This is a genomic window from Kutzneria kofuensis, from assembly GCF_014203355.1.
Classification (GTDB): Bacteria; Actinomycetota; Actinomycetes; order Mycobacteriales; family Pseudonocardiaceae; genus Kutzneria; species Kutzneria kofuensis.
Genome location: NZ_JACHIR010000001.1, coordinates 3,767,771 through 3,792,027, shown reverse-complemented (window position 1 = coordinate 3,792,027; position 24,257 = coordinate 3,767,771). Strand labels below are relative to the sequence as shown.

Annotated in this window: 23 protein-coding genes; 19 read left to right on the top strand and 4 right to left on the bottom strand. The window is 71.2% G+C overall.

Features of this window, described 5'->3' with window-relative positions:
- Window positions 1-442: 442 nt before the first annotated feature.
- Genes ftsH through BJ998_RS17320 form a run of 7 tightly spaced genes read left to right on the top strand, consistent with a single transcriptional unit; the run spans window position 443 to window position 7,065 of the window.
- The gene (gene ftsH, locus BJ998_RS17350) at window positions 443-2,662 is read left to right on the top strand and encodes an ATP-dependent zinc metalloprotease FtsH (RefSeq protein ID WP_184862946.1); all 2,220 of its coding nucleotides are present in this window, start codon (window positions 443-445) and stop codon (window positions 2,660-2,662) included.
- A 28-nt stretch (window positions 2,663-2,690) separates the two neighbouring features.
- The gene (gene folE, locus BJ998_RS17345) at window positions 2,691-3,317 is read left to right on the top strand and encodes a GTP cyclohydrolase I FolE (RefSeq protein WP_184862944.1); all 627 of its coding nucleotides are present in this window, start codon (window positions 2,691-2,693) and stop codon (window positions 3,315-3,317) included.
- Between the two features lie 39 nt (window positions 3,318-3,356).
- Entirely contained in the window at window positions 3,357-4,160 is an 804-nt protein-coding gene (gene folP, locus BJ998_RS17340; RefSeq protein ID WP_184868726.1) for a dihydropteroate synthase, read from the top strand.
- Window positions 4,157-4,519 carry a dihydroneopterin aldolase gene (gene folB / locus BJ998_RS17335; protein ID WP_184862942.1) on the top strand — a complete coding sequence of 121 codons (363 nt, stop codon included), beginning with the start codon at window positions 4,157-4,159 and terminating at the stop codon, window positions 4,517-4,519. Before folP ends, folB begins: the two co-directional genes overlap by 4 nt.
- The gene (folK, locus tag BJ998_RS17330; protein ID WP_184862940.1) at window positions 4,516-5,004 is read left to right on the top strand and encodes a 2-amino-4-hydroxy-6-hydroxymethyldihydropteridine diphosphokinase; all 489 of its coding nucleotides are present in this window, start codon (window positions 4,516-4,518) and stop codon (window positions 5,002-5,004) included. Before folB ends, folK begins: the two co-directional genes overlap by 4 nt.
- Window positions 5,004-5,471: a DUF3180 domain-containing protein gene (locus tag BJ998_RS17325; RefSeq protein WP_184862938.1), complete on the top strand. Its 468-nt coding sequence runs from the start codon at window positions 5,004-5,006 to the stop codon at window positions 5,469-5,471. Before folK ends, BJ998_RS17325 begins: the two co-directional genes overlap by 1 nt.
- Before the next feature lie 58 nt (window positions 5,472-5,529).
- Window positions 5,530-7,065, top strand: coding sequence for a DUF6779 domain-containing protein (locus BJ998_RS17320; RefSeq protein ID WP_184862936.1), 1,536 nt, complete (start codon window positions 5,530-5,532; stop codon window positions 7,063-7,065).
- On the opposite strand, the gene BJ998_RS17315 is transcribed toward BJ998_RS17320, so the two are convergent.
- Together BJ998_RS17315 and BJ998_RS17310 are read right to left on the bottom strand one after the other, a co-directional pair.
- Window positions 7,066-8,205 carry an NADH-quinone oxidoreductase subunit D gene (locus BJ998_RS17315; RefSeq protein ID WP_184862934.1) on the bottom strand — a complete coding sequence of 380 codons (1,140 nt, stop codon included), beginning with the start codon at window positions 8,203-8,205 and terminating at the stop codon, window positions 7,066-7,068.
- The gene (locus BJ998_RS17310) at window positions 8,202-9,161 is read right to left on the bottom strand and encodes an SAM-dependent methyltransferase (protein WP_184868725.1); all 960 of its coding nucleotides are present in this window, start codon (window positions 9,159-9,161) and stop codon (window positions 8,202-8,204) included. Before BJ998_RS17310 ends, BJ998_RS17315 begins: the two co-directional genes overlap by 4 nt.
- A 62-nt stretch (window positions 9,162-9,223) precedes the next feature.
- Here BJ998_RS17310 and BJ998_RS17305 point away from each other — a divergent pair, with 62 nt between their 5' ends.
- From BJ998_RS17305 to BJ998_RS17285, 5 genes are all read left to right on the top strand, one after another.
- Window positions 9,224-10,384, top strand: coding sequence for a PrsW family intramembrane metalloprotease (locus BJ998_RS17305; protein WP_184868724.1), 1,161 nt, complete (start codon window positions 9,224-9,226; stop codon window positions 10,382-10,384).
- Between the two features lie 141 nt (window positions 10,385-10,525).
- Entirely contained in the window at window positions 10,526-11,419 is an 894-nt protein-coding gene (locus tag BJ998_RS17300; protein WP_184862931.1) for a Rossmann-like and DUF2520 domain-containing protein, read from the top strand.
- The gene (panC, locus tag BJ998_RS17295) at window positions 11,416-12,306 is read left to right on the top strand and encodes a pantoate--beta-alanine ligase (protein WP_184862929.1); all 891 of its coding nucleotides are present in this window, start codon (window positions 11,416-11,418) and stop codon (window positions 12,304-12,306) included. The genes BJ998_RS17300 and panC overlap by 4 nt, the downstream gene beginning before the upstream one ends.
- Before the next feature lie 15 nt (window positions 12,307-12,321).
- Window positions 12,322-12,786, top strand: a complete 465-nt coding sequence (panD, locus tag BJ998_RS17290) for an aspartate 1-decarboxylase (protein ID WP_184862927.1) — start codon at window positions 12,322-12,324, stop codon at window positions 12,784-12,786.
- Window positions 12,787-12,792: 6 nt separating this feature from the next.
- Window positions 12,793-13,566 carry a type III pantothenate kinase gene (locus BJ998_RS17285; RefSeq protein ID WP_184862925.1) on the top strand — a complete coding sequence of 258 codons (774 nt, stop codon included), beginning with the start codon at window positions 12,793-12,795 and terminating at the stop codon, window positions 13,564-13,566.
- Window positions 13,567-13,630: 64 nt separating this feature from the next.
- Here BJ998_RS17285 and BJ998_RS17280 read toward each other — a convergent pair whose 3' ends face one another.
- A complete protein-coding gene (locus BJ998_RS17280) occupies window positions 13,631-14,380 on the bottom strand; it encodes a class I SAM-dependent methyltransferase (RefSeq protein WP_184862923.1) in 750 nt (249 codons plus the stop codon).
- A gap of 57 nt (window positions 14,381-14,437) precedes the next feature.
- Here BJ998_RS17280 and lysS point away from each other — a divergent pair, with 57 nt between their 5' ends.
- The 5 genes from lysS (at window position 14,438) to BJ998_RS17255 (ending at window position 19,403) form a co-directional block, all read left to right on the top strand.
- Window positions 14,438-15,946: a lysine--tRNA ligase gene (lysS, locus tag BJ998_RS17275; RefSeq protein WP_184862921.1), complete on the top strand. Its 1,509-nt coding sequence runs from the start codon at window positions 14,438-14,440 to the stop codon at window positions 15,944-15,946.
- A 119-nt stretch (window positions 15,947-16,065) separates the two neighbouring features.
- Window positions 16,066-16,416 (top strand): histone-like nucleoid-structuring protein Lsr2, encoded by a 351-nt coding sequence (locus BJ998_RS17270; protein WP_184862919.1) that lies wholly within the window; start codon window positions 16,066-16,068, stop codon window positions 16,414-16,416.
- Window positions 16,417-16,546: 130 nt separating this feature from the next.
- Complete coding sequence (locus tag BJ998_RS17265; RefSeq protein ID WP_312890164.1) at window positions 16,547-17,560, top strand: FecCD family ABC transporter permease; 1,014 nt, start codon at window positions 16,547-16,549, stop codon at window positions 17,558-17,560.
- Complete coding sequence (locus BJ998_RS17260) at window positions 17,557-18,612, top strand: FecCD family ABC transporter permease (protein ID WP_184862917.1); 1,056 nt, start codon at window positions 17,557-17,559, stop codon at window positions 18,610-18,612. Before BJ998_RS17265 ends, BJ998_RS17260 begins: the two co-directional genes overlap by 4 nt.
- Window positions 18,609-19,403, top strand: coding sequence for an ABC transporter ATP-binding protein (locus BJ998_RS17255; RefSeq protein ID WP_184862915.1), 795 nt, complete (start codon window positions 18,609-18,611; stop codon window positions 19,401-19,403). The genes BJ998_RS17260 and BJ998_RS17255 overlap by 4 nt, the downstream gene beginning before the upstream one ends.
- Before the next feature lie 76 nt (window positions 19,404-19,479).
- Here BJ998_RS17255 and BJ998_RS17250 read toward each other — a convergent pair whose 3' ends face one another.
- Window positions 19,480-20,874 carry an MFS transporter gene (locus tag BJ998_RS17250; RefSeq protein WP_246489292.1) on the bottom strand — a complete coding sequence of 465 codons (1,395 nt, stop codon included), beginning with the start codon at window positions 20,872-20,874 and terminating at the stop codon, window positions 19,480-19,482.
- A gap of 153 nt (window positions 20,875-21,027) precedes the next feature.
- On the opposite strand from BJ998_RS17250, the gene BJ998_RS17245 reads away from it, so the two are divergent.
- Both BJ998_RS17245 and BJ998_RS17240 read left to right on the top strand, forming a co-directional pair.
- On the top strand, window positions 21,028-21,411 hold the full coding sequence (locus BJ998_RS17245) for a MarR family winged helix-turn-helix transcriptional regulator (protein ID WP_184868722.1): 384 nt from the start codon (window positions 21,028-21,030) through the stop codon (window positions 21,409-21,411).
- Between the two features lie 258 nt (window positions 21,412-21,669).
- Window positions 21,670-24,216 (top strand): ATP-dependent Clp protease ATP-binding subunit, encoded by a 2,547-nt coding sequence (locus BJ998_RS17240; protein ID WP_184862911.1) that lies wholly within the window; start codon window positions 21,670-21,672, stop codon window positions 24,214-24,216.
- The last annotated feature ends 41 nt before the right edge of the window (window positions 24,217-24,257 follow it).

The following is a 24,257-nucleotide window of genomic DNA, read 5'->3' as shown; positions in this document are numbered from 1 at the left end:
CGGATCGTCGACATGGCGGCCCCGGCCCGTAACAGCCGAAGGCCCGGTCCGGTCGGATTGGGTCGAACGGGGTATTTCTGCAGGCCGAACGGCTCAGCGTGGCGGTGGCGTTGGCACCCGGTCGCCCTCCTTCTTCCGGTGCAGAGCGGCTCCGGGAGGTACGTGGCCGCCCCCGCGCCGGTTCATCCCGAACGGCCCCGGCGTGTCGCCGGTCATGTCGGGGAACCCGGTCCCAGCTCCGAGCGTTGGGAGCGACGTGAGGCCGCCGCCGGCCGAGCGCCGAACTTCCGGCCGTGGTCCGTCGGCGGCGGGCGGTAAGCTAGCTGGACGGGGCTGTCCCGCCGAGTGCGTGACGCCACCGCTCGAGGTGTTGAGCAGTGTCGTGAGGCAGGGCTTGACGTAAACGCAGGGAGGGTCGAGGCCGCGTGACGGCCGTAGGTGCATGGACCGCAAGCGCGTTCTCCGCAACCCGCTGATCTGGATCGTGGCAGCGGTTGTTGTCTGGTTTGCCATCAGCACACTGACCGACGACACGCGCGGGTACACGCCCGTGCAGACCTCGGATGCAATTAGTCAGGTGCAGAAGGGCAATGTCAAGTCAGCCCGGCTCGACGACAAGGAGCAGCAGCTCCGGCTCGACCTGAACTCGCCGTTCAACGGGCACACCCAGATCATCACGTCCATCCCGGCCAACGGGTCGGAGGACGCGATCTTCCGGATGCTGCAGGACCCGGCCAACAAGGTCGGCTCCTACGACGTGAAGGTCACCAGCGAGTCGCCGCTGCTGCAGATGCTGATCATCCTGGTGCCGATCGGCCTGCTGCTGCTGGTGCTGATGTGGATGATGAACAACGTCCAGGGCGGCGGCAACCGGGTGCTCAACTTCGGCAAGTCCCGGGCCAAGCAGTTGTCCAAGGACATGCCCAAGACCACGTTCGGCGACGTCGCCGGCGCGGACGAGGCCGTCGAGGAGCTCCACGAGATCAAGGACTTCCTCCAGAACCCCGGCCGCTACCAGGCGCTCGGCGCCAAGATCCCCAAGGGCGTGCTGCTCTACGGGCCGCCGGGAACCGGCAAGACCCTGCTGGCCAGGGCCGTCGCCGGCGAGGCGGGCGTGCCGTTCTACTCGATCTCCGGCTCGGACTTCGTCGAGATGTTCGTCGGTGTCGGCGCCTCCCGCGTCCGCGACCTGTTCGAGCAGGCCAAGCAGAACGCCCCGTGCATCATCTTCGTCGACGAGATCGACGCCGTCGGCCGACACCGCGGCGCCGGCCTGGGCGGCGGCCACGACGAGCGCGAGCAGACCCTCAACCAGCTGCTGGTCGAGATGGACGGCTTCGACTCGCGCGGCGGCATCATCCTGATCGCGGCCACCAACCGGCCCGACATCCTGGACCCGGCGTTGCTCCGCCCCGGCCGCTTCGACCGGCAGATCCCCGTCGGCGCGCCCGACCTGCGCGGCCGCAAGGCCATCCTGCGGGTGCACGCCAAGGGCAAGCCGTTGGCCCAGGACGCCGACCTGGACGGCCTGGCCAAGCGGACCGTCGGCTTCTCCGGCGCGGACCTGGCCAACGTGATCAACGAGGCGGCGCTGCTCACCGCGCGGCACAACGGCACGATCATCACCGGCGCCGCGCTCGAGGAGTCGGTGGACCGCGTGATCGGCGGCCCGGCCCGCAAGAGCAAGATCATCTCCGAGAAGGAGAAGAAGATCACCGCCTACCACGAGGCGGGGCACGCCCTGGCCGCGTGGGCCATGCCGGACATCGACCCGGTCTACAAGGTCACCATCCTGGCGCGCGGCCGCACCGGCGGCCACACGCTGTCGGTGCCCGAGGAGGACAAGGACCTGATGACCAGGTCCGAGATGATCGCCCGGCTGGTGTTCGCGCTCGGCGGCCGCGCCGCCGAGGAACTGGTCTTCCACGAGCCCACCACCGGCGCCTCCAACGACATCGAGCAGGCCACCAAGATCGCCCGCGCGATGGTCGCCGACTACGGCATGAGCGCCCGCCTCGGCGCCGTCAAGTACGGCGAGCACGACGGCGAGCCGTTCCTCGGCCGGCAGATGTCGCACGCGCCGGGCTACTCGCTCGAGGTCGCGCACGAGATCGACGAGGAGGTGCGCAAGCTCATCGAGGCCGCGCACGACGAGGCGTGGCAGGTGCTCAACACCTACCGCGACGTGCTCGACGACCTCGTGCTGGAGCTGGTGGAGAAGGAGACCCTGCACCAGAAGGACCTGGAGCGGATCTTCGCCCGGGTGCAGAAGCGGCCGCGGATCACCGAGTTCAACAACTTCGGCAACCGCACCCCGTCCGACAAGCCGCCGATCAAGACCCCCGGCGAGCTGGCCAAGGAGCGCGGCGAGCCGTGGCCCCCGGTCAAGGAGGAGGAGCCCGAGCCCGCGCCCACCCCGGTCGCGACCGTGCCAGGCGGCGGCGAGCTGCCCGGCACCAACGGCTCCGCCGCCTACCCGCCCGCGCGGCCCGGCGGCAACGCCGGTGGCCCGCCCAACTACGGCGCGCCCCCCGGGTGGACGCCCGCGACCCAGCCCAACGGTTCGTGGACGCCGAACTGGGAGCAGAACCGTCCGGCCGGGCAGGGCGGGAACACGCCGTCCGGCAATCCGGGTGACACTGAGCGGGACAGCGGCCGTTGAGACGGTCCGCGATCCCGCGGAGGTGTGCATGACCAGCACTGTTGGCCGAAGCGGCCCCCTGAGCGGGGCCGCTTCGGCCGATCACGGCCGGTTCGACCGGGCGCGCGCCGAGGCCGCCGTCCGCGAGCTGCTGATCGCCTGCGGCGAGGACCCCGACCGCGAGGGCCTGCGCGACACCCCCGCCCGCGTCGCCCGCTCCTACCGGGAACTGTTCGCCGGCCTCTACACCGACCCGGAATCCGTTCTGGAAAAGACGTTCGACGAAAGCCATGAGGAATTGGTTCTCGTCACGGATATTCCGATGTATTCCACCTGTGAGCATCATTTGGTCCCATTCCATGGGGTGGCTCATGTCGGGTACATCCCGAATGTGGACGGGCGGGTCACCGGATTGTCGAAGCTGGCCCGGCTGGTGGACCTCTATGCGAAGCGGCCGCAGGTGCAGGAGCGGTTGACGTCGCAGATCGCGGATGCGTTGATGGCGAAGTTGAATCCGCGCGGGGCGATCGTGGTGATCGAGGCGGAGCATCTGTGCATGGCGATGCGCGGGGTGCGAAAGCCGGGGGCGCGGACGACGACGTCGGCGGTGCGGGGGATATTCAAGACCTCGGCGACGTCGAGGGCCGAGGCGATCGAACTGATCAAGGGACGTTAGGTGCACAGCCGGCTGCCGAATCCCGACCGCTGCGTCGTGATGGGCGTGGTGAACGTCACCGCCGACTCCTTCTCGGACGGCGGGCGGTACCTGCGCACGGACGACGCCGTCGAGCACGGCCTTGAGCTGTGGGAGAGCGGCGCGGACCTGGTGGACGTGGGCGGGGAGTCGACCCGTCCGGGAGCGGACCGGGTGGACGCCGAGGTGGAGATCGCTCGGGTGGTGCCGGTGATCGAGCGGCTGTCGGCCCAGGGCGTGCTGGTGAGCGTGGACACGACCCGGGCGGTGGTGGCGGACGCGGCGCTGGACGCGGGCGCGGCGGTGATCAACGACGTCTCGGGCGGCCTGGCCGACCCGCAGATGGCCAAGGTGGTCGCGACCGCGGGCGCGCCGTGGATCCTGATGCACTGGCGTGGCCACAGCAAGAACATGAACGACCTGGCGACCTACCGGGACGTGGTGGCCGAGGTGCGCGACGAGCTGTCGGCCCGGGTGGACGCGGCGCTGGCGGCGGGGGTGTCGGCCGACGCCCTGGTACTGGACCCGGGCCTGGGCTTTGCCAAGCAGCGTGAGCACGACTGGGCCCTGCTGCACGGCCTGGACCAGCTGCTGGGGCTGGGCTTCCCGCTGCTGGTCGGGGCCTCCCGCAAACGCTTTCTCGGCGCGCTGCTGGCGGACGCCGAAGGCAACCCGAGGCCGCCGGACGGCCGCGAGGTGGCGACGACGACGATCACGGCGCTGGCGGCCGCGGCCGGGGTGTGGGGCGTGCGGGTGCACGATGTCCGCCGGTCGTTGGACGCGGCGCTGGTGGTGCGGGCCTGGCAGAGGGGAAGCGGCGAATGAGCGACCGGATCACGCTGACCGGGCTGCGGGTGCGCGGCCATCACGGTGTGTTCGAGCACGAGAAGCGGGACGGCCAGGACTTCCTGGTCGACGTCACCGTGTGGATGGACCTGACGGCCGCGGCCGCGAGTGACGACCTGACGCAGACGCTGCACTACGGCGAGCTGGCGGAGCGGGTGGCGGCGATCGTGGCCGGCGATCCGCGGGATCTCATCGAGACGGTCGCCGGCGACATCGCCGACGAGGTGCTGACCGATGAGCGGGTCCGGGAGGTCGAGGTGACGGTGCACAAGCCGTCGGCGCCGATCCCACTGTCCTTCCAGGACGTCGCCGTGACGGTCCGGAGAGGCCGCCGGTGACGCGGGCGGTGCTGTCGCTGGGGTCGAACCTGGGCGACCGGTTGGCGTTCCTGCAGGGCGCGGTGACGGGCCTGCGGCCGCACCTCGAAGCGGTGTCCCCGGTGTACGAGACGGCCGCGTGGGGCGTGGAGGAGCAGCCGGACTTCCTGAACGCGATCGTGATCGTCCAGGCCGGCGACGTCGACGAGTGGGGCTGGCTGCGCCTGGGACAGCGGTTGGAGAACGAGGCCGGCCGGGTTCGGGAGCAGCGCTGGGGTCCTCGCACGTTGGACGTGGATGTGGTGACTGTGGACGGCGTGAGCTCGACTCACCCGGATTTGTTGCTGCCGCATCCGGGCACCCCGGAGCGGGCCACGGTGCTGATTCCGTGGCTGGACGTCGAGCCCGACGCGGTGCTGCCCGGGCACGGCCGGATCGCCGACGTGATGGCCGGGCTGAGCGCCGACGGGGTGCGCCGCCGGGACGATCTCCGGCTGGAGTGGTGATGAAGTTCACGCGAATCCGGGACCTGGTCGCCGTCGCGCTGGTCGCGGGCCTGCTGACGGCGATCGTGCTGCGACTGGTGTACGCGGACCTGCCGACGCTGCCGCGGCTGGCCGGCGTGACCTTCGGGGTGCTGGCGATCGTGGAGGCGATCCTGGCCTGGCAGCTGCGCAACCGCATCGCCGGCAAGCCGGGGGTGCGGCCGGTGCAGCCGTTGACCGCCGCTCGGGCGGTCGCGCTGGCGAAGGCGTCGTCGCTGGTGGGTGCGCTCATGGCGGGGGTGTGGGCCGGGGTGCTGCTGACGGTGCTCCCGCTGCTGGCGGTGTCCTCGGCGGCCAATGAGGACCGGACGACGGCATTGGTCGGACTGGTCGGTTCGGCGGCGCTGGTCGCCGCGGCGTTGTGGTTGGAGCACTGCTGCAAGACGCCGGATCCGCCGCAGCAGGATGACAGCGTCGGACTGCGTTGAGGGGCCAATCGGGTCCGGGTAGGTCTCGTTCGGGTAACTGACCGGTACCGTAGAGCCCATGACCGGCCGCAGCGGCTTGACCGAAGGCGAGCGCGGTGACAGTCGTGGATACGGTCGGCTACTCCTGGTAGCGGTTCTCGTCCTGGCCATCGCCGCGACCGCCGTGCTTGTCCTGAGCAACGACGCGAGGTTCTTGCGCCTGGGCGTCCTCGCGGCGCTGTGGGCTGCCCTCGTGGGCGCGTTTTTGGCGGTCAAGTACCGCAGAGAGGCCGCGGCGAGCGAGGACGAGGTCGCCGACCTGCAGGCCGTCTACGAGCTCGAGCTGGAGCGTGAGGTCGCCGCCCGGCGCGAGTACGAGCTGGAGATCGAGGCCGAGACGCGGCGCCGGGTCGAGGAGGAGTCCCGGGAGGACCTGGACGCGCTGCGCGGCGAGCTGCGGGCGCTGCGGGAGAACCTCGAGGCGCTGCTGGGCGGCGAGGTGCTGGTCGAGCGGGTGGCGCTGCGGGCGGAGTCGACGCGGATGCGGTCGCTGTCCGACCAGTCCCGGCTGCTGGCCGTGGGCGAGGACCGGATCATCGCCAAGGAGGACCGCAAGCCGATCACGGTCGGTTCGGTCCGCAAGGAGGCGCCGGCGGACAAGTCGGTGCTGCCGACCGAGCTGATCGAGCGGATCCCGCACGAGCCGCTGCGCACCAACGCCAAGGAGCAAGTGCCGCGCCGGCCGGAGCCGAGCCGTCCCGAGCAGGCGCGCCAGGCCAGCCGCAGCAACGCGCAGACCGAGGCGTTGAGCCGGTCGACGGGGCAGGCGCGGCGTGAGCCGCAGCGCCCGGCGCAGCCGGCCGCGACCCAGTTCGTGAGCCGCCCGGCCGCCGCGAAGGCCGCCGAGGCCCGGCCGGCCGAGCGCCGGCCCGAGTCCCGGCAGCCGGAGCCGCGCCAGCCCGAGCCGCGTCAGCCGGAGGCCCGCCCGACCGGAGTGCCCAATGTGGTCGGCATGCGGGTGCGGCCGCCGGAGCCGTCCCAGCCGATGGCGCAGCCGGTGTCCCAAGCCATGTCGCAGCCGATGCGCGCGCCCGAGCCGCGGGAGCCGCGCCGGCCCGAGCCGAGGCAGCCCGAGCAGCGCTCGCAGCCGGCCCAGCGGCCCGAGCCGGCGACGATGGCGATGCGCCTCAACCCGGACGCGAAGCAGCCGGCCGCCCGTCAGCCGGAGCCGCCGCGCGCCGCCGAGACCTCCGGCCGCCGCCGTCGCCCCGAGGCCGAGGCCACCGCGATGGCCCCGAGGCCGACACCGGCCGAGACCTCCGGGCGTCGCCGTCGCCCCGAGCCCGAGCCGGCGCCCGTGGTCGCGGGGCCGCCGCCCGAGGTGGACGGTCCCGTCTGGGACCCGGAACTCGGCGACTGGGTGCCGAACTCGCTGGAGCTGCCGATTCCGGTGCGGACCGCGCCGGTGCCCACGCCCGGTCCGGCGCCGGCCGCCCCGCCGCCGCCCGTGGTGGACTCCGGCGCGCACGCCGCCGGCAAGTCCGTCAGCGAGCTGCTGGCGTCGCTGGGGCAGGAAGAGCCGCGCGGCCGTCGCCGCCGCCGCTCGGACGACTAGTCACTTGTCGATGTCGCCGACGACAACCGCGAAGGACCCGAGCACCGCGGGCAGGTCGGCGACCGGGGTTCCGGGCAGCAGCGCGGACAGCGCCTGCACGTTGTTGAACGACGGGGTGCGGAGCTTGAGCCGCCACGGGGTTTTCTCGCCGCGTGAGGCGAGGTGCACGCCGGAGATGCCGAGCGGGGCCTCGGTCCACACGTAGACGGAGCCCTCGGGGGCCTTGACGGCCTTGGGCAGCCGCAGGTTCACCGGCCCGGACGGCAGGTCGTCCAGGGTGGACGCGATCAGCCGCAGCGACAGCTCGACCTCGCCGACGACGCATTCGACCCGGGCCAGCGCGTCGCCGGTGGACCCCAGGACGGGCTGAAAGTCCTGGTAGGCAAGGTGTTCGCCGTCGCGTCGTAGATCGACGTCGACGCCGCTGGCCCGTCCGGTGGGGCCGGTGACCCCCAACGCCAGCGCAGCGTCGCGGGTCAGAACGCCGAGGCCGGCGTGCCGGGACCGGAAGGCGTCATCGTCCACAGTGGCCGATCGAATCGCCGGCAGCAGCGACTCCACCAAGCCGAGCAGCTCCCGGACGTTCGGGATCCACGTGGCGGGCACGTCCTCGCGCAGGCCACCGATCCGGTTGGCCATGAAGTGGATCCGCCCGCCGGAGGCCTGTTCCATCACCGCCTGCACGGCCTCGCGGCCGCGCAGCGCAGCCGTGGTGCCGGGAGTCGGCTCGCCGGTGAGCTGCCGGGTCAGCGGCGCGAGGAACACCAGGTGCGCCAGCATCCGGTTCAACTCGCACAGGATCATCCGCAGCCGCACGGCCCGAGGCGGCACGGTCATAGCCGTCATCCGCTCCACCGCCAGCGCGACGGTCAGCTCGTTGCAGAAGGCGGCGAGCCAGTCGTGCCGGTTGGCCAGGGTGAGCACCTGCCGGTAGTCGCGGACCTCGAACAGCTTCTCCGCGCCGCGGTGCAGGTGTCCGACGAGCGGCTCGGCCTCCGTGACGACGTTGTCGTCGACAACGAGCCGCAGCCGGTACGCGCCGTGCGCCGACGGGTGCAGCGGGCCGAGGTCGATGACGTGGTCGACGCCGAGGTACTTGGCGCCCGCGCCGACGCCGACGGTGATCTGCACGGGTCTCATGCTCGCACGAGGCCGATCGGCGCCGACCGGGGACAGAGCAGCCAGTGGAAGCCGCCGAGGCCGGCGGGATCGCGCAGCTCGGCGACCCGGCCGGCGCGGGCGGAGGCGGCGAGCCAGCCGAGCGGATCCCGCGCGGCGAGCCCGGCGGCGGGCGGCTCGACACTCGTTCCCAACGCCGCCAACGCTTCCCGTTGGGTGAGCAGCTCACACGGTCCGGCCGCGGCCGCGACGGCGTCGAAGGCCACGTGGGCGGTGATGTCGCAGCTGCCGTCCGGCACGGGCGCGACCTGCCGGCCGGACCGGTAACCGGTCAGCGACCCCGCGAACGGCCGGGCCCCGGCGAAGTGGCCGTAGTCGACGGCCAAGGCGGCCCCGGCGGCGACTCGTGCCACCAAGTCCGCCCATGCGGCGTCCCGCCCCGACCCGATCTCGGCCCGCTGGCCCTCGGCCGACAGCGGCCACCAGGCGTCCAGCCACTCCGAGGACACCGGATCGCCCAACGATTCCGTGCCGTCGGCGGACACGTGGACCTCCACGACCCGGCTCCCGTGCACCTGCACGACCCGGCACGGCAGCGAGTCCAGCCACTCGTGGGCGATGACCAAGCCCGTCACCTGATCGGGCAGTTCCGACGACCACTCGACACCGGCCGGCAGCGCCGGCCGGGCCAGCTCGACGGCCCGCACCCGCAGCCGCCCGCCGAACCGTCCGGACAAGGCGTGCACCTGCGCGGCCAGCTCCCCGCCGCCGGCCCCGACGTCCACGAAATCCAGCGGATTCGGCCGGTCCAGGGCCCGGTCCACCCGGTCGAGCAGCTCGACGACCGCCTCGGCCAGTTCCGGTCCGACCAACGGGGAAGTGCGGAAGTGGTCGGCCGGCCGCGCCCCGCGGGCGAAGAAGCCCGTGGGGCCGTAGAGGGCTGCCCGCCAAGCCGAATGCCAGTCGGGGAGTTCCATCACGTCAACTCCATGGCCCTATCGTCATCCCCGTGACGACAGCAGCGCCACGGACCTGGACCGTGCTGGCCCCGGTGGTCGGACTGATCGCCCTCGGACTGTCCGCCCTCGTCCTGCTGGGACTCGGCGTGGGCAAGGTCGGCCCGCTCGGTGTCGCGGTCGGCGCGGGCGCCGCCCTGCTGCCGGTCGGGCCGGTGGTCGCCGCGTTCCTGTGGATCGACCGGTGGGAGCCCGAGCCGGCGAAGCTGCTGTGGCTGGCCTTCCTCTGGGGCGCGTGCGGCGCGACGATCTGCTCGCTGCTGATCAACAGCACCGCGGAGGCGCTCGGCGACCTCGCGTTCGGGCACGGCGGTGGCAACACCATCGCGGCGACGATCTCCGCCCCGATCGCCGAGGAGGCGGCCAAGGGCGTGTTCCTGCTCGGGCTGCTGGTGTGGCGGCGGCAGGAGTTCGACGGCCTGGTGGACGGCATCGTCTACGCCGGCTTCACCGCGGCCGGCTTCGCGTTCACCGAGAACATCTACTACTTCGGCCGGGTGTTCGCGACGTTCGGCTTCGGCAGCGCGACCACCGGCGTGATCGCCGCGTTCATCCTGCGCGGGGTGCTCGCGCCCTTCACGCATCCGCTGTTCACGGCCATGACCGGCATCGGGATCGGCGTCGCCGCGCGCACCCGGAGCAGCAAGGTCCGGGTGATCGCGCCGCTCGTCGGCTACCTGTGCGCGGTGCTGCTGCACTCGCTGTGGAACTCGTCGGCAACGCTGGGCGGCGCGAACACGTTCCTGGTCGTGTACTTCCTTGTGATCCTGCCGATCCTGGCCGCGATGGTGGCGGTGGTGGTGTGGCAGCGGCGGCGCGAGCAGCGGGTGGTCGCCGCGCAGCTGCCGGGCATGGCCGCCGCGGGCTGGATCGCCGCCAGCGAGGTGTCGCTGCTGTCCAGCCTGACCGGCCGCCGCGGCTGGCGGACGGCCGTGCGCAAGCGGGCCGGCAGCCACGCGGCCAAGGCCGTGCACGAGTACCAGACCGCCGCGACGGAGTTGGCGTTTCTGCGCAACGCGGTCGAGCACGGCACCGCCGGCCCGGACGCCGACGAGCGGCAGCGGCGGCTGCTGGAGACGATGCTGGAGGCACGGCAGGCGGCGGTGAACGCGCCGGACGCGCTGCGGGCGACCCGCCATCACCTGGACCGGCGAGAGAACGGCCCGGACGGTCTGCGCGCTTGACCGACCCGGCCTCACGTCTGTCGGCGCCACCCGTGAAACTAGTCACGGCCGCGAAGCTGAGCCGGAAACTGCGGTTAGCCTCGTCCGGTCCGGTACCCGGCGTCTGATCGGGCCTGGAACAGCAATAAGGGAGCTCCTGCCATGACCCGCCCCGCCCGACTCGCCGTGGGCGTGGTGTCCGCCGGCAGGGTCGGCTCGGTGCTCGGCGCCGCGCTGGCCCGGGCGGGCCACGTCGTCGTCGCGGCGTCCGGCGTGTCCAAGGCGTCGGTGCGCCGGGCCGAGGAGCTGCTGCCGGACGTGCCGCTGCTGCCGCCGGACGAGGTTGCGGCGCGGGCGGACCTCGTGTTGCTGGCCGTGCCGGACGACGCGCTGGGCGGCCTGGTTCGAGGCCTGGTGGCGACGGATTCGCTGCGCGCCGGGCAGATCGTGGTGCACACCTCCGGGGCGCACGGCGTCGATGTGCTCAAGCCCGCCGCCGAGGTCGGGGTGCTGCCGCTGGCGCTGCACCCGGCGATGACGTTCACCGGCCGCGCCGAGGACCTGCACCGAGTCGTGGCCTGCTGCGTCGGCGTCACGGCGAACGAGGACGACCTGGCCGGCTGGAACGTCGGCGAGGCGCTGGTCGTGGAGATGGGCGCGGAGCCGGTGCGGGTGCCGGAGCCGGTCCGCCCGCTCTACCACGCGGCCCTGACGCACGGCGCCAACCACCTGGCCACGCTGGTCACCGAATGCGTGGACCTGCTGCGCAACGCGGGCATCGAGCCGGCGGAGCGGGTGATCAGCCCGCTGCTGTCGGCGGCGCTGGACAACGCGCTGCGGCACGGCGACCGCGCGCTGACCGGTCCGGTCGCCCGCGGCGACGTCGGCACCGTGCGTAAGCACGTCGCCGTGCTGCGCGAGACGTCGCCCGACACCGTGCCGGCCTACCTGGCGCTGGCCCGCCGCACCGCGCACCGGGCCGCCGACGCCGGCGTGCTGCGGGCGGACGCTGTGCCCGAGATCCTTTCCGTGCTCGACGAGGAGACCGAGAGATGAACCTGACCCGGACCGACTACGCGCCCGGGCAGCTGACCGTGCACTCCAGCCCGGAGAAGCTGGGCCGGGTCACCAGGGCGCTGCGCACCGCGGGCCGCAAGGTGGTGCTGGTGCCGACCATGGGCGCGCTGCACGAGGGCCACCTGGAGCTGATCCGGCGGGCGCGCCGGCTGGCCGGCACCGTCGTGGTGGTGTCGATCTTCGTGAACCCGTTGCAGTTCGGGGCAGGAGAGGACATCGACCGCTACCCGCGACCGCTGGAGGCGGACCTGGACAAGCTCCGCGCCGAGGGCGTGGAGCTGGCGTTCACGCCCGGCGTCGAGGACATCTACCCGGAGACGCCGCAGATCACCGTGCACCCGGGTCCGCTCGGCGACGAGCTGGAGGGCCAGGTGCGCAAGGGCCACTTCGCCGGCGTGCTGACGGTGGTGGCCAAGCTGTTCAACATCGTCCGGCCGGACATGGCCTTTTTCGGGGAGAAGGACTACCAGCAGCTGACGCTGATCCGGCGGATGGTCCGCGAGCTGCACTTCGACGTGCAGGTCGTGGGCGTGCCGACGATCAGGGAGGCCGACGGCCTGGCCCTGTCCTCGCGCAACGTCTACCTGTCCGAGCAGCAGCGGGAGGCCGCGGTGGCGCTGTCCGCCGCGCTGGCCGCGGGCCGGCACGCCGGCTTCGACGGAGCGGAGGCGGTGCTGAAGGCGGCCGGCGACGTGTTGGCCGCGCAGGACGGGGTGGACGTGTTCTACCTGGAGCTGCGTTCGCCCGACCTCGGCCCGGCGCCGGCCAGTGGGGACGCGCGGCTGCTGGTCGCCGCCAGGGTCGGGGACACCCGGCTGATCGACAACGCCGCGGTGCAGCTCGGCGCCGTGGTCGCGAACCAGTAGGAGGGGAGGGACGACATGTTCCGCACGATGCTGAAGTCCAAGATCCACAGAGCCACCGTCACCCAGGCGGACCTGAACTACGTCGGCTCCGTCACCATCGACGAGGACCTGATGCAGGCGGCCGACCTGCTGCCCGGCGAGCAGGTGGCGATCGTCGACGTGACCAACGGGGCGCGGCTGGAGACCTACGTCATCCCCGGTGAGCGGGGCAGCGGCGTGATCGGCATCAACGGCGCCGCCGCGCACCTGGTGCACCCCGGCGACCTGGTCATCCTGATCTCGTACGGGGTGATGGACGAGATCGAGTCCATCGCCTACCGGCCGAAGATCGTGTTCGTCGACGCCGACAACAAGGTGCTGGACCGGGGCGACGACCCGGCGCACGCGCCGGCCGGCTCGGGCCTGAGCTCCGGCGCCGAGGTGCACGCCGAGACCTCCGACGCGGCCCGCCTGGACGCGCTGCTGCAGGCGGAGGCGTAACCACCCGTGCTGCTGTGCGTCGACATCGGCAACACCAACATCTCGCTCGGCATGTACCGGGACGAGGAGCTGGTGCGCGACTGGCGGATGCGGACCGACGCACGGATGACCGCCGACGAGCTGGCGCTGGGCATGCGCGGCATGCTCGGCCCGCTGGCCGACAAGGTGACCGGCGTTTCCGCGCTGTCGACCGTGCCGGCGGTGCTGCGGGAACTACGCGTCATGCTCGGCCGCTACTACGGCGACGTGCCGCGGATCGTGATCGGGCCGGGGGTGCGCACCGGCGTGCCGCTGCTGGTGGACAACCCGAGGGAGGTGGGCGGTGACCGTCTCGTCAACACGATGGCCGCTCACCACCTGTTCGGCACCGCCTGCATAGTCGTCGACTTCGGCACGTCCACCAACATCGACGTCTCCACCGCCAAGGGGGAGTTCATCGGCGGGGCGTTCGCCCCCGGCATCGAGATCTCCGTCGACGCGCTGGCCGCGCGGGCCGCGCAGCTGCGCAAGGTGGAGCTGGTGCGGCCCCGGTCGGTGATCGGCAAGAACACGGTGGAGTGCCTGCAGTCCGGCATCCTCTACGGCTTCGCCGGCCAGGTCGACGGCCTGGTCCGGCGGATCACCGCCGAGTTGGAGGCCGGCGGGTCCGGGCCGGTCAACGTGATCGGCACCGGCGGCCTGGCCCCGCTCGTGGTCAGCGAGTCGGAGACGATCAAGCACCACGTCCCCGAGCTGACGCTGCTCGGGCTGCGCCTGGCCTACGAACGCAACATGGCCTAGTTGTGCCACATACTTGCCTCCAGGCGTCACATGCGCGCCGCATGTGGCAGGGCGAGGCGGGGAGTCAGACGCGGATTGTGCGCAGGACGATCGTGCGCAGCGGGTAGTCGAACTCGCCGTCGGCGGTCTCCGGCCGGGACTTCAGGTACGCCAGCATCCGGTTCAGCGTCTCCGTGCGCTCCGGCTCCGCCATCGTCAGGAACAGCGAGTGCGTCTTGGCGGTGGCGACCAGCGACTCGGCGGTCCGCCGCTGGCTGTGCCGGAACTCGGCCCGTTCGAGCTCGGCGAACGGCCCGAACTCCACGGCGATGGAGATGCCGCGGGTGGTGGTGCCGGGCCGGACCGCGGTGTGGATCTGGTCCATGCCGGCGACCCACTCCACGCTGAAGTCGTCGTCGTTCCACACCCCGGCGAGCACGCCGCCGGGCCGCAGCACCCGGCCGATCTCGGGCAGCGCGTGCTCGTGATCGAACCAGTGCATGGCCTGCCCTACGAGCACCGCGTCCACGGAGGCGTCCGGCAGCGGGATCTGCTCGGCGGTGCCGGCCAAAGCGGTGACCTCCGGCATCCGCGCCGTCAGCTCCGCCCGCATCGCGTCGTCGGGCTCGACGGCCACGGCCTCGTACCCGAGGGACGTGATCACCGCGGTCAGCTTGCCGGTGCCGGCGGCGAGATCCAGCACCTTCGGCTCGTCCACCGGCGCCAGGGCCCAGCGCACCGCATCGACCGGGTAGTCGGGACGGTGCTCCGCATAGTCGGCCGCCCGGCTGCCGAACGACGACGCCCGCCTTGAGATCAACTCATCGCCTGCCATGCCCTCGAAGTTATCCGGTTCGTGGTAACGGGCGGTGGGTCCGTAACCTTGTGAGCCGTGGTCGAACACAACCCTCCCCATTCCGCCACGGACGACGACCTTCCCGAGCAGCTCCGCATCCGCCGGGAGAAGCGTGAGCGGATGTTGGAACAGGGTGTGTCGCCCTATCCGGTCGAGCTGCCGCGCACCCACACGCTGCGCGAGGTGCGTGAATCGCACACAGATCTGCCGCCGGACACCGCGACCGGCGACATCGTCGGCGTGACCGGCCGGGTGATGTTCATCCGCAACACCGGCAAGCTCTGCTTCGCCACGTTGCGTGAGGGCGACGGAACCGAACTGCAGGCGATGCTGAGCCTCGCGCAGGTCGGCGAACAGGCCCTTTCCGACTGGAAGTCCACCGTCGACCTGGGCGATCACGTATTTGTCCACGGCGAGGTCATCACCTCCCGCCGCGGTGAACTCTCGGTGATGGCCGACGAGTGGCGGATGGCGGCCAAGTCAGTTCGCCCGTTGCCGGTAGCGCACAAGGACCTCGCCGAGGAAACGCGCATTCGTCAGCGTTACGTCGACCTGATCCTGCGGCCGCAGGCCATGGAGACGGTGCGGACAAGGGCCGGCGTTGTGCGATCGCTACGTGAATCGTTCCACAGCCGGGGTTTCCTCGAAGTCGAGACGCCGATGCTGCAAACGTTGCAGGGCGGCGCGACCGCTCGTCCGTTCGTCACGCACTCGAACGCGCTCGGCATTGACCTGTTCCTGCGGATCGCGCCGGAGCTTTACCTCAAGCGCTGTGTGGTCGGCGGTATCGAGAAGGTCTTCGAGATCAACAGGAACTTCCGGAACGAGGGATCCGACTCCTCGCACTCGCCGGAGTTCGCGATGCTCGAGTTCTACCAGGCTTATGGCACCTACGACTCGATGGCCGTGCTGACCAGGCAGCTGATCCAGGAGGCCGCGCAGGCGGTGCTGGGCACGCAGGTCGTCACGCTGGCCGACGGCACCGAGTACGACCTGTCCGGCGACTGGACGTCGCTGACGATGTACGGGTCGCTGTCCGAGGCGCTGGACTCGGAGATCACCCCGCAGACCCCGGCCGAGCTGCTGCGCAAGCACGCCGACTCGCGCGGCCTCGAGGTGGATCCGAAGCTCGGCCACGGAAAGCTCGTCGAAGAACTGTGGGAGCACCTCGTCGGCGACCACCTGCACGCGCCGACATTCGTGCGCGATTTCCCGGTGGAGACCTCGCCGCTGACCCGTGAGCACCGGGATACGCCGGGACTTGCCGAGAAGTGGGACCTCTACGTCCGCGGATTCGAGCTGGCCACCGGTTACTCCGAGCTGGTCGATCCGGTGGTCGAGCGGCAGCGGCTGACCGACCAGGCGCGGCTGGCCGCGGCCGGCGACGCCGAGGCGATGCCGGTGGATGAGGACTTTCTGCGTTCGTTGGAGTACGGAATGCCACCGAGCGGTGGTGTCGGAATGGGCATCGATCGCCTCCTGATGGCGCTCACCGGTCTCGGTATCCGGGAGACGATCCTGTTCCCACTCGTGCGACCCGAATGAGGTGTTTCGGCGGCTGCCATTGACGGGGCGCGATACATATGCGCTAATCTGTCCCCGAGGCAGATTTCCGGGCAGCCGCCGATACCTTTCCGCGGCGTACTTGGTGTAGGAGGCCGCTCATGGCGCAGAAGGTGACTGTCGCCCTGATCGACGACCTGGACGGGTCCGAGGCCAGTGAGACTCTCGAGTTCGCACTCGATGGCGTGTCGTACCAGATCGATCTTTCCTCGGCGAATGCGAACAAGCTGCGCGACGGATTGGCGTCATTCGTCGCGTCGGCCCGCCGTTCCGGTGGCCGCAAGCGGGTGGCCGGCCGGGCGCTGGGCGGCGTGAGCAAGGCCCGCCCGGCCGCGGCGGACCGCGAGCAGAACCAGGCGATCAGGGAATGGGCCCGCAAGCAGGGCATGAAGGTGTCCGACCGGGGCCGCATCCCGGCCGAGGTGCTGGACGCTTACCACCAGCAGGCCTGAACACCGGTTTTCCCGTCGCGAGGGGCCGCCCGCCGGGCGGCCCCTTCGCTTGCCCGGACCCCCGCCGCCGCCCCTTCGCTTACCCTCCCCCGACTGCGCTTAGGCTAACCAAAGTCGGAGAGGAGGGCTGGTGGGTGCACTCGCGCGGCGACGTCGTCGCCGCATCGTCGGGCTCCTCGTCCTGCTCGGGCTGGCCGTGCTGGCCGGCCTGGCCAGCATCGCCATCGGCTCCAAGCCGATCGGTCTGGACGCGGTGTGGCACGGACTGGTCGCGCCGACCGGCACCGAGAACGACATCATCATCCGGTCCCTGCGCGTCCCCCGGACCGAACTGGCCGTGCTGGCCGGCGTCGCGCTCGGCATCGCCGGCTCCCTGATCCAGGGGCACACCCGCAACCCGCTCGCCGATCCCGGCCTGCTCGGCGTCACCAGCGGCGCCGCGTTCGCCGTCGTGGTCGGCATCTTCGCGTTCGGCATGACCAGCCTGTACAGCTACGTCTGGCTGGCGTTCATCGGTGCGATCGCGACCACCGGACTGGTGTTCCTGCTCGGAAGTGCCGGCCGGGGCGGGCCGACGCCGCTGACCCTGGCGCTGGCAGGGGCCGCGGTCAGCGCGCTGATGGTCGGCCTGATCTCGGCAATGGCCGTGATCGACCAGCAGAGCCTGGAGGCGTTCCGGTTCTGGCGGGTCGGCGCGGTGGCCGGCCGCGACCCCGTGGTCATCGGGCAGGTGCTGCCGTTCCTGGCCGCGGGCCTGGTGCTGGCGCTGGCCAACGCGCCCGGCCTGAACGCGCTGTCGCTCGGCGAGGACGTGGCCCGCTCCATCGGCCAGCACGTGCTGCGGACCCGGCTGCTCGGCCTGGTCGCGATCACGTTGCTCACCGGCGGCGCGGTCGCGGCGTGCGGGCCGATCGGCTTCGTCGGCCTGGTGGTGCCGCACGTCGCCCGGTTCGTCACCGGCCCCGACCACCGCTGGCTGCTGCCCTACTCCGGGCTGATCGGCGCGGTGCTGCTGCTGGTCGCCGACATCATCGGCCGGGTGATCGCCTGGCCGAGCGAACTCCAGGTGGGCATCGTGCTGGCGTTGATCGGGGCACCGGTGTTCGTCGGCATCGTCCGGCGCAAGCGGCTGGTGCGGCTGTGACGGCACTGCAGGGCCTGCGGATCGGTCCGGTCGGGCTGCGGTTCCGGCTGCGGCCGCTGGTGGTGCCGCTGGCCGCCTTGGCGCTGACGGTGCTGGTGGTGGCGCTGAACATCCGGATCGGCGACTTCCCGATGTCCGTCGGCGACGTGCTGCGCGTGCTGGTCGGCGGCGGTGACGCGGCCGAGCAGTACATCGTCTTCGACCTGCGGCTGCTGCGGACGCTGACCGGCCTGCTGATCGGCGCCGCGTTCGGCGTGTCCGGCGCGATCACACAGGCGATCTCCCGCAATCCGCTGGCCAGCCCGGACGTCCTCGGCGTCACGCCGGGGGCCTCCGCCGGCGCGGTCGGCGTGATCGTGCTGGCCAGCAGTTACGGCAGCGTGGCCGGCGTCATCGCCGGGATCGGCCTGCCGGTGGCGGCGCTGATCGGCGGCCTGCTGTCGGCCGCGCTGGTGTACGTGCTGGCGTGGCGGCGCGGCGTGGACGGCTACCGACTGGTCCTGGTCGGCATCGGCGTGCAGGCGTTCATGCTCAACCTCACGTACTGGCTGCTCACCATCGGGGACGTGACCCAGGCCGGCCAGGCGCTGGTGTGGATCACCGGCAGCCTGAACGGCCGCAGCTGGGCCGACCTGGTGCCGGTGGCCATCGCGCTGGCCGTGTTCCTGCCGCTGTCGCTGGTCGGCGCGCACGTGCTCGGGGCACTCCAGTTCGACGACGACACCGTTCGCAACCTCGGCACCCGCGTGGAGCTGAGCCGGTTCGTGTTGATCCTGATCGCGGTCGTCCTGGCCGCCGTCGCGACCGCCGCGGCGGGCCCGGTGTTCTTCGTCGCGCTGGCCACGCCGCAGATCGCCCAGCGGCTCGCCGGCACGGCCCGGCCGCCGCTGGTGGCGTCGGCGGTTCTGGGCGCGCTGCTCGTCAGCGTCTCCGACCTGATCGCGCGGACCGCCTTCGGCATCGAGCTGCCGGTCGGCGTCGTCACGGCCGTGCTCGGCGCGCCCTACCTGATGTTCCTGATCATTCGGAAGCGCCGGGAGGTGCGGGCGTGACGCCGCGACTGCGGGCCGAGTCGCTTCGGCTGGGCTACGGCGACTCGCTTGTCGTCGACGGCCTCGACCTGGACGTCGTCGGCGGCACCGTGACCGCCGTGATCGGCCCCAACGGCTGCGGCAAGTCCACCCTGCTGCGCGCGATGGGCCGGCTGCTCGCGCCGCGTGGTGGGCAGGTGCTGCTGGACGGCAAGCGGATCGACAAGATGCCGACCAAGGAGGTCGCGAAGCTGCTCGGCGTGCTCCCGCAGTCGCCGCAGGCCCCCGAGGGCCTGACCGTCGCCGACCTCGTCGCGCGTGGCCGGCATCCGCACCAGGCCTGGTACCGGCAGTGGTCGTCCGACGACCACGCCGCCATCGACGAGGCGTTGGCCATGACCGGCATGACCGACCTCGCCGACCGGACCCTCGACCAGCTCTCCGGCGGCCAGCGGCAGCGGGCGTGGATCTCGATGGCGCTGGCCCAGGGCACCGAGCTGCTGTTGCTCGACGAGCCGACGACGTACCTCGACCTGGCCCACCAGGTCGACGTCCTGGACCTGGTGCAGCGCCTGCACAGTGAGCTCGGCCGGACCGTGGTGATGGTTCTGCACGACCTCAACCTCGCCGCCCGTTACGCCGACCGGCTGGTCGCGCTGCGCGCCGGCAAGGTCGTCGCCCAGGGCCGGCCGCACGAGGTGCTGACCGAGGAGCTGCTGCGCGAGGTCTTCGAGCTGGAGGCCAAGGTCATCGACGACCCCGTGGCCGGCACGCCGCTGGTCGTCCCGGTCGGCACGAGGCACCGGAAATAGGGAACGGCCCACGCCCCGGACGGGACGTGGGCCGCTGGCTCGTCGACTCCCCTCGACCAACCGACGAGCCGGGTGATCAGACCTGGGCGAGCTCCGGCTCGGGGGCCGGCTCGACCGCCGTGTCCTCCTTGGGCTTGCGCAGTCCGCTGATCGTCACGGTGGCGATGAGGCCGAGCAGCGCGACGCCGGTCACCACCGCCAGTGCCGGGTGGTAGCTGGCGATCACCTCAGCGGTGGTCCGCGGCGTCGCGGCGTTGAGCACCGCCGTCACCACGGCCAGCGCGATGGCCCCGCCGACCTGGAAGGACGTCTGCACCAGGCCGGAGGCCAGGCCCTGCTCGTCGTCGGAGACGCCAGTGGTGGCCTGGATGTTCAGCGCCGGGAACGACAGTGCGAAGCCCAGTCCGAGCAGCACCATGCTGGGCAGGATGGCCAGCGCGTAGTTCGGGTTGGCGTCGATCTGCAGGAACAGCCCGTACGCCACGACGAACGCCGCCAGGCCGAGGGCGATCACCCGGCCGGCGCCGAAGCGGTTGACCAGGGCCCCGGTGCGCGGCCCGCCGAAGGCGACGATCAGACCGGCCGGCAGGAAGGCCAGCGCCATGCTCAGCGGCGACCAGTGCAGCAGCGACTGCATGTAGATGGTGCCGATGAACTGGAAGCCGGCGTACGAGCCGAAGACGGCCATCGCGGTCAGGTCGGCGGCGAGCACGTTCTTGTTGCGCAGGATGCCCAGCCGCAGCAGCGGGTGCGCGACCCGGCGCTCGATCATCACGAAGGCGACCGCCAGGGCGAGCACCACCGCGAAGGAGCCGAGCGTGATCGGCGAGGCCCAGCCCACCGAGGACGCGGAGACGACCGTGTAGACGAGCAGCAGCAGCGCGAGCGTGCTGGTGGCGGCGCCCAGCACGTCGTAGCCCTGGCGCGGGCCGTCGGGGCGGCCGTGGTCGGGGATGAGCTTGATGCCCAGGAGCAGCACCAGGACGGCGATCGGGGCCGGCATCAGGAAGGTCCAACGCCAGCCGACCTCGGTCATCAGGCCGCCGAGGATCAGGCCGGAGGAGAAGCCGCTGGCGCCGAACGCCGTGTAGATGGACAGGGCCCGGTTGCGGGACGGGCCCTCGGGGAACGTGGTGGTGATGATCGACAGGCCGGCCGGCGCGGTGAACGCGGCGGCGGCGCCCTTCACGAAGCGGGCGGCGATCAGCAGGGTCGGGTCGTCCACCAGGCCGCCGAGCAGCGAGGCGGCCGCAAACACGCCCAGCGCGACCAGCAGCACGCGGCGGCGGCCGAGCAGGTCGGCGGTGCGGCCGCCGAGCAGCAGGAAGCCGCCGTAGCCGAGCACGTAGCCGCTGATCACCCACTGCAGCGACGAGGTGGACATGTGCAGCTCGGAACCGATCGAGGGCAGCGCGACGCCGACCATGGAGACGTCGAGGCCGTCCAGGAACAGCACGCCGCACAGCAGCATCAACGCCGCCCACAGGCTCGCGGGCCAGCGCGTGCCGGGCTGGGCGGACAGGACGGGTGTTGCCGTTGTGGTCACGAGGGCCAAGACTACATGCAGCTGCATCTAATGCAAGCGGATTTAATGCGTTGGAATTTTATGACGGTGGGGACTATGATGCGGGGCGTGACCGAGAACGAGCTCGTCGACGCCTGGCGCGGGTTGCTGGGGCGCTACCACGCGACGTGGTGTGCGCTGGACCGTGAGCTGCGCGAGGGTCACGGCCTCGGGGCCAGCGAGTTCGAGGTGCTCGACCAGCTCACGGAGAGCTGCTGCGACAAGCCGGCGCTGCGGATGCAGGAGCTCGGCAAGAGCGTCCAGCTCAGCCAGAGCGCGCTGTCCCGGGTCGTCGCCCGGCTGGAGGCCGACGGCCTCGTCACTCGCGCGCTGTGCGCCGACGACCGTCGCGGCATCTACGTCGAGTTGACGGAGGAGGGTCGGGCCCGGCACGCCGCCGCGGCCCCGACGCACCGCTCGGTGCTCGCCGCCAATCTGGCGTAGCGGGGAGATTTCACCCTTTTGGTGACCCCGCTCACAGTGAATGTCAGCTGATGGTGGCTTGTTCGCGCTCAGCGGACAGTGGGAATCTCCCTGTCAGAACCCACGTTGTGCCAAGCGTCAGGGCGCTCGCGGGGTCTGCGGCTGCGAGCGGCACTGAGAGCGACGGGTCCGCCTACTACAGTGGACCCCAGGTGCTGACCCCACCGGCGAGGTCATGGGTGGGTGGAGGACCGCCGACGCAGCTGTCAGGGAGTGCATATGTTCGAGAGGTTCACCGACCGCGCGAGGCGGGTGGTCGTCCTGGCTCAGGAAGAGGCCAGGATGCTCAACCACAACTACATCGGCACCGAGCACATCCTCCTGGGTCTGATCCACGAGGGTGAGGGTGTCGCCGCCAAGGCGCTGGAGTCGCTGGGCATTGCCCTCGAGGGCGTGCGCCAGCAGGTGGAAGAGATCATCGGTCAGGGTCAGCAGGCGCCGAGCGGGCACATCCCGTTCACGCCCCGGGCCAAGAAGGTGCTGGAGCTGTCGCTGCGCGAGGCGCTGCAGCTCGGCCACAACTACATCGGCACCGAGCACATCCTGCTCGGGCTGATCCGCGAGGGCGAGGGCGTGGCCGCCCAGGTCCTGGTCAAGCTGGGCGCGGACCTCAACCGTGTCCGCCAGCAGGTGCTCCAGCTGCTGTCCGGCTACCAGGGCAAGGAGCCGGCCGAGGCCGGCGGCCGCGGCGAGGGCACTCCGTCCTCCTCGCTCGTGCTGGACCAGTTCGGCCGCAATCTCACCGCGCTTGCCCGCGAGGGCAAGGTGGACCCGGTCATCGGCCGGGCCAAGGAGATCGAGCGGGTCATGCAGGTGCTCTCGCGCCGGACCAAGAACAACCCGGTGCTCATCGGCGAGCCGGGCGTCGGCAAGACCGCCGTCGTCGAGGGCCTTGCCCAGATGATCGTCAAGGGCGAGGTGCCCGAGACGCTCAAGGACAAGCAGCTCTACACGCTCGACCTGGGCTCGCTGGTCGCCGGTTCCCGCTACCGCGGTGACTTCGAGGAGCGCCTGAAGAAGGTGCTCAAGGAGATCCGCACCCGCGGCGACATCATCCTGTTCATCGACGAGATCCACACCCTGGTCGGCGCGGGCGCCGCCGAGGGTGCGATCGACGCCGCCAGCATCCTCAAGCCGATGCTGGCCCGCGGCGAGCTCCAGACCATCGGTGCGACCACGCTCGACGAGTACCGCAAGTACGTCGAGAAGGACCCCGCCCTGGAGCGCCGGTTCCAGCCGATCCAGGTCGGCGAGCCGACGCTGGAGCAGACCATCGAGATTCTCAAGGGTCTGCGCGACCGGTACGAGGCGCACCACCGCGTCTCCATCACCGACTCGGCGCTGGTCGCCGCCGCGACGCTGGCCGACCGGTACATCAACGACCGGTTCCTGCCGGACAAGGCGATCGACCTGATCGACGAGGCCGGCGCCCGGATGCGCATCCGCCGGATGACCGCGCCGCCGGACCTGCGCGAGTTCGACGAGAAGATCGCCGACGTGCGCCGGGACAAGGAGTCCGCGATCGACGCGCAGGACTTCGAGCGCGCGGCCAAGCTCCGGGACCAGGAGAAGCAGCTGCTCGCGCAGAAGGCCGAGCGTGAGAAGCAGTGGAAGGACGGCGACCTCGACGTCGTCGCCGAGGTCGACGACGAGCAGATCGCCGAGGTGCTGGCCAACTGGACCGGCATCCCCGTCTTCAAGCTCACCGAGGAGGAGACCACCCGCCTGCTCCGCATGGAGGAGGAGGTGCACAAGCGGATCATCGGTCAGGAGGAGGCCGTCAAGGCCGTCTCCAAGGCGATCCGCCGCACCAGGGCCGGTCTGAAGGACCCCAAGCGCCCGTCCGGCTCGTTCATCTTCGCCGGCCCGTCCGGTGTCGGTAAGACCGAGCTGTCCAAGGCGCTGGCCAACTTCCTGTTCGGCGACGACGACGCGCTCATCCAGATCGACATGGGCGAGTTCCACGACCGGTACACGGCGTCCCGTCTCTTCGGTGCGCCTCCCGGCTACGTGGGCTACGAGGAGGGCGGCCAGCTCACCGAGAAGGTGCGCCGCAAGCCGTTCTCGGTGGTGCTGTTCGACGAGATCGAGAAGGCGCACCAGGAGGTGTACAACACGCTGCTGCAGGTGCTGGAGGACGGCCGCCTGACCGACGGTCAGGGTCGCACGGTGGACTTCAAGAACACCGTGATCATCTTCACCTCCAACCTGGGCACGCAGGACATCTCCAAGGCCGTCGGCCTGGGCTTCTCCGGTGGTGGCGAGCAGGGCTCGAACTACGAGCGGATGAAGATCAAGGTCAACGACGAGCTGAAGAAGCATTTCCGCCCGGAGTTCCTCAACCGCATCGACGACATCATCGTGTTCCACCAGCTGACCCAGGACGAGATCATCAAGATGGTCGACCTGATGGTCACCCGGGTCGAGGCCCAGCTGAAGAACAAGGACATGTCGCTCGAGCTCACGCCGCTGGCCAAGCAGCTGCTGGCCAAGCGGGGCTTCGACCCGGTGCTGGGCGCCCGGCCGCTGCGCCGGACCATCCAGCGCGAGATCGAGGACCAGCTGTCGGAGAAGATCCTGTTCGGGGAGCTGCAGCCCGGCCAGATCGTGCTCTGCGACGTGGAGGGCTGGGACGGCACCGGCTCCGACGACAAGGCGCACTTCGTGTTCCGCGGCGAGGCCCGTCCCCTGCGGATCCCGGACGCGCCGCCGGTCGGCCTGGCCGCGCACGGTGGTGACACCGCGCAGGAGTTCGACGGCGAGTGAGCTGACGCGCTGACGAGGGCGGTTTTCCGGTTCGCCGGGGA

Excerpts from the sequence above, each read along its gene's own strand:
- ftsH (WP_184862946.1), top strand. The coding sequence starts at position 443 with ATGGACCGCAAGCGCGTTCTCCGCAACCCGCTGATCTGGATCGTGGCA.
- folE (WP_184862944.1), top strand. The coding sequence starts at position 2,691 with ATGACCAGCACTGTTGGCCGAAGCGGCCCCCTGAGCGGGGCCGCTTCG.
- folP (WP_184868726.1), top strand. The coding sequence starts at position 3,357 with ATGGGCGTGGTGAACGTCACCGCCGACTCCTTCTCGGACGGCGGGCGG.
- folB (WP_184862942.1), top strand. The coding sequence starts at position 4,157 with ATGAGCGACCGGATCACGCTGACCGGGCTGCGGGTGCGCGGCCATCAC.
- BJ998_RS17325 (WP_184862938.1), top strand. The coding sequence starts at position 5,004 with ATGAAGTTCACGCGAATCCGGGACCTGGTCGCCGTCGCGCTGGTCGCG.
- BJ998_RS17320 (WP_184862936.1), top strand. The coding sequence starts at position 5,530 with ATGACCGGCCGCAGCGGCTTGACCGAAGGCGAGCGCGGTGACAGTCGT.
- BJ998_RS17315 (WP_184862934.1), bottom strand. The coding sequence starts at position 8,205 with ATGAGACCCGTGCAGATCACCGTCGGCGTCGGCGCGGGCGCCAAGTAC.
- BJ998_RS17310 (WP_184868725.1), bottom strand. The coding sequence starts at position 9,161 with ATGGAACTCCCCGACTGGCATTCGGCTTGGCGGGCAGCCCTCTACGGC.
- BJ998_RS17300 (WP_184862931.1), top strand. The coding sequence starts at position 10,526 with ATGACCCGCCCCGCCCGACTCGCCGTGGGCGTGGTGTCCGCCGGCAGG.
- panC (WP_184862929.1), top strand. The coding sequence starts at position 11,416 with ATGAACCTGACCCGGACCGACTACGCGCCCGGGCAGCTGACCGTGCAC.
- panD (WP_184862927.1), top strand. The coding sequence starts at position 12,322 with ATGTTCCGCACGATGCTGAAGTCCAAGATCCACAGAGCCACCGTCACC.
- BJ998_RS17280 (WP_184862923.1), bottom strand. The coding sequence starts at position 14,380 with ATGGCAGGCGATGAGTTGATCTCAAGGCGGGCGTCGTCGTTCGGCAGC.
- BJ998_RS17270 (WP_184862919.1), top strand. The coding sequence starts at position 16,066 with ATGGCGCAGAAGGTGACTGTCGCCCTGATCGACGACCTGGACGGGTCC.
- BJ998_RS17250 (WP_246489292.1), bottom strand. The coding sequence starts at position 20,874 with ATGCTGCTGTGCGGCGTGCTGTTCCTGGACGGCCTCGACGTCTCCATG.
- BJ998_RS17245 (WP_184868722.1), top strand. The coding sequence starts at position 21,028 with ATGCGGGGCGTGACCGAGAACGAGCTCGTCGACGCCTGGCGCGGGTTG.
- BJ998_RS17240 (WP_184862911.1), top strand. The coding sequence starts at position 21,670 with ATGTTCGAGAGGTTCACCGACCGCGCGAGGCGGGTGGTCGTCCTGGCT.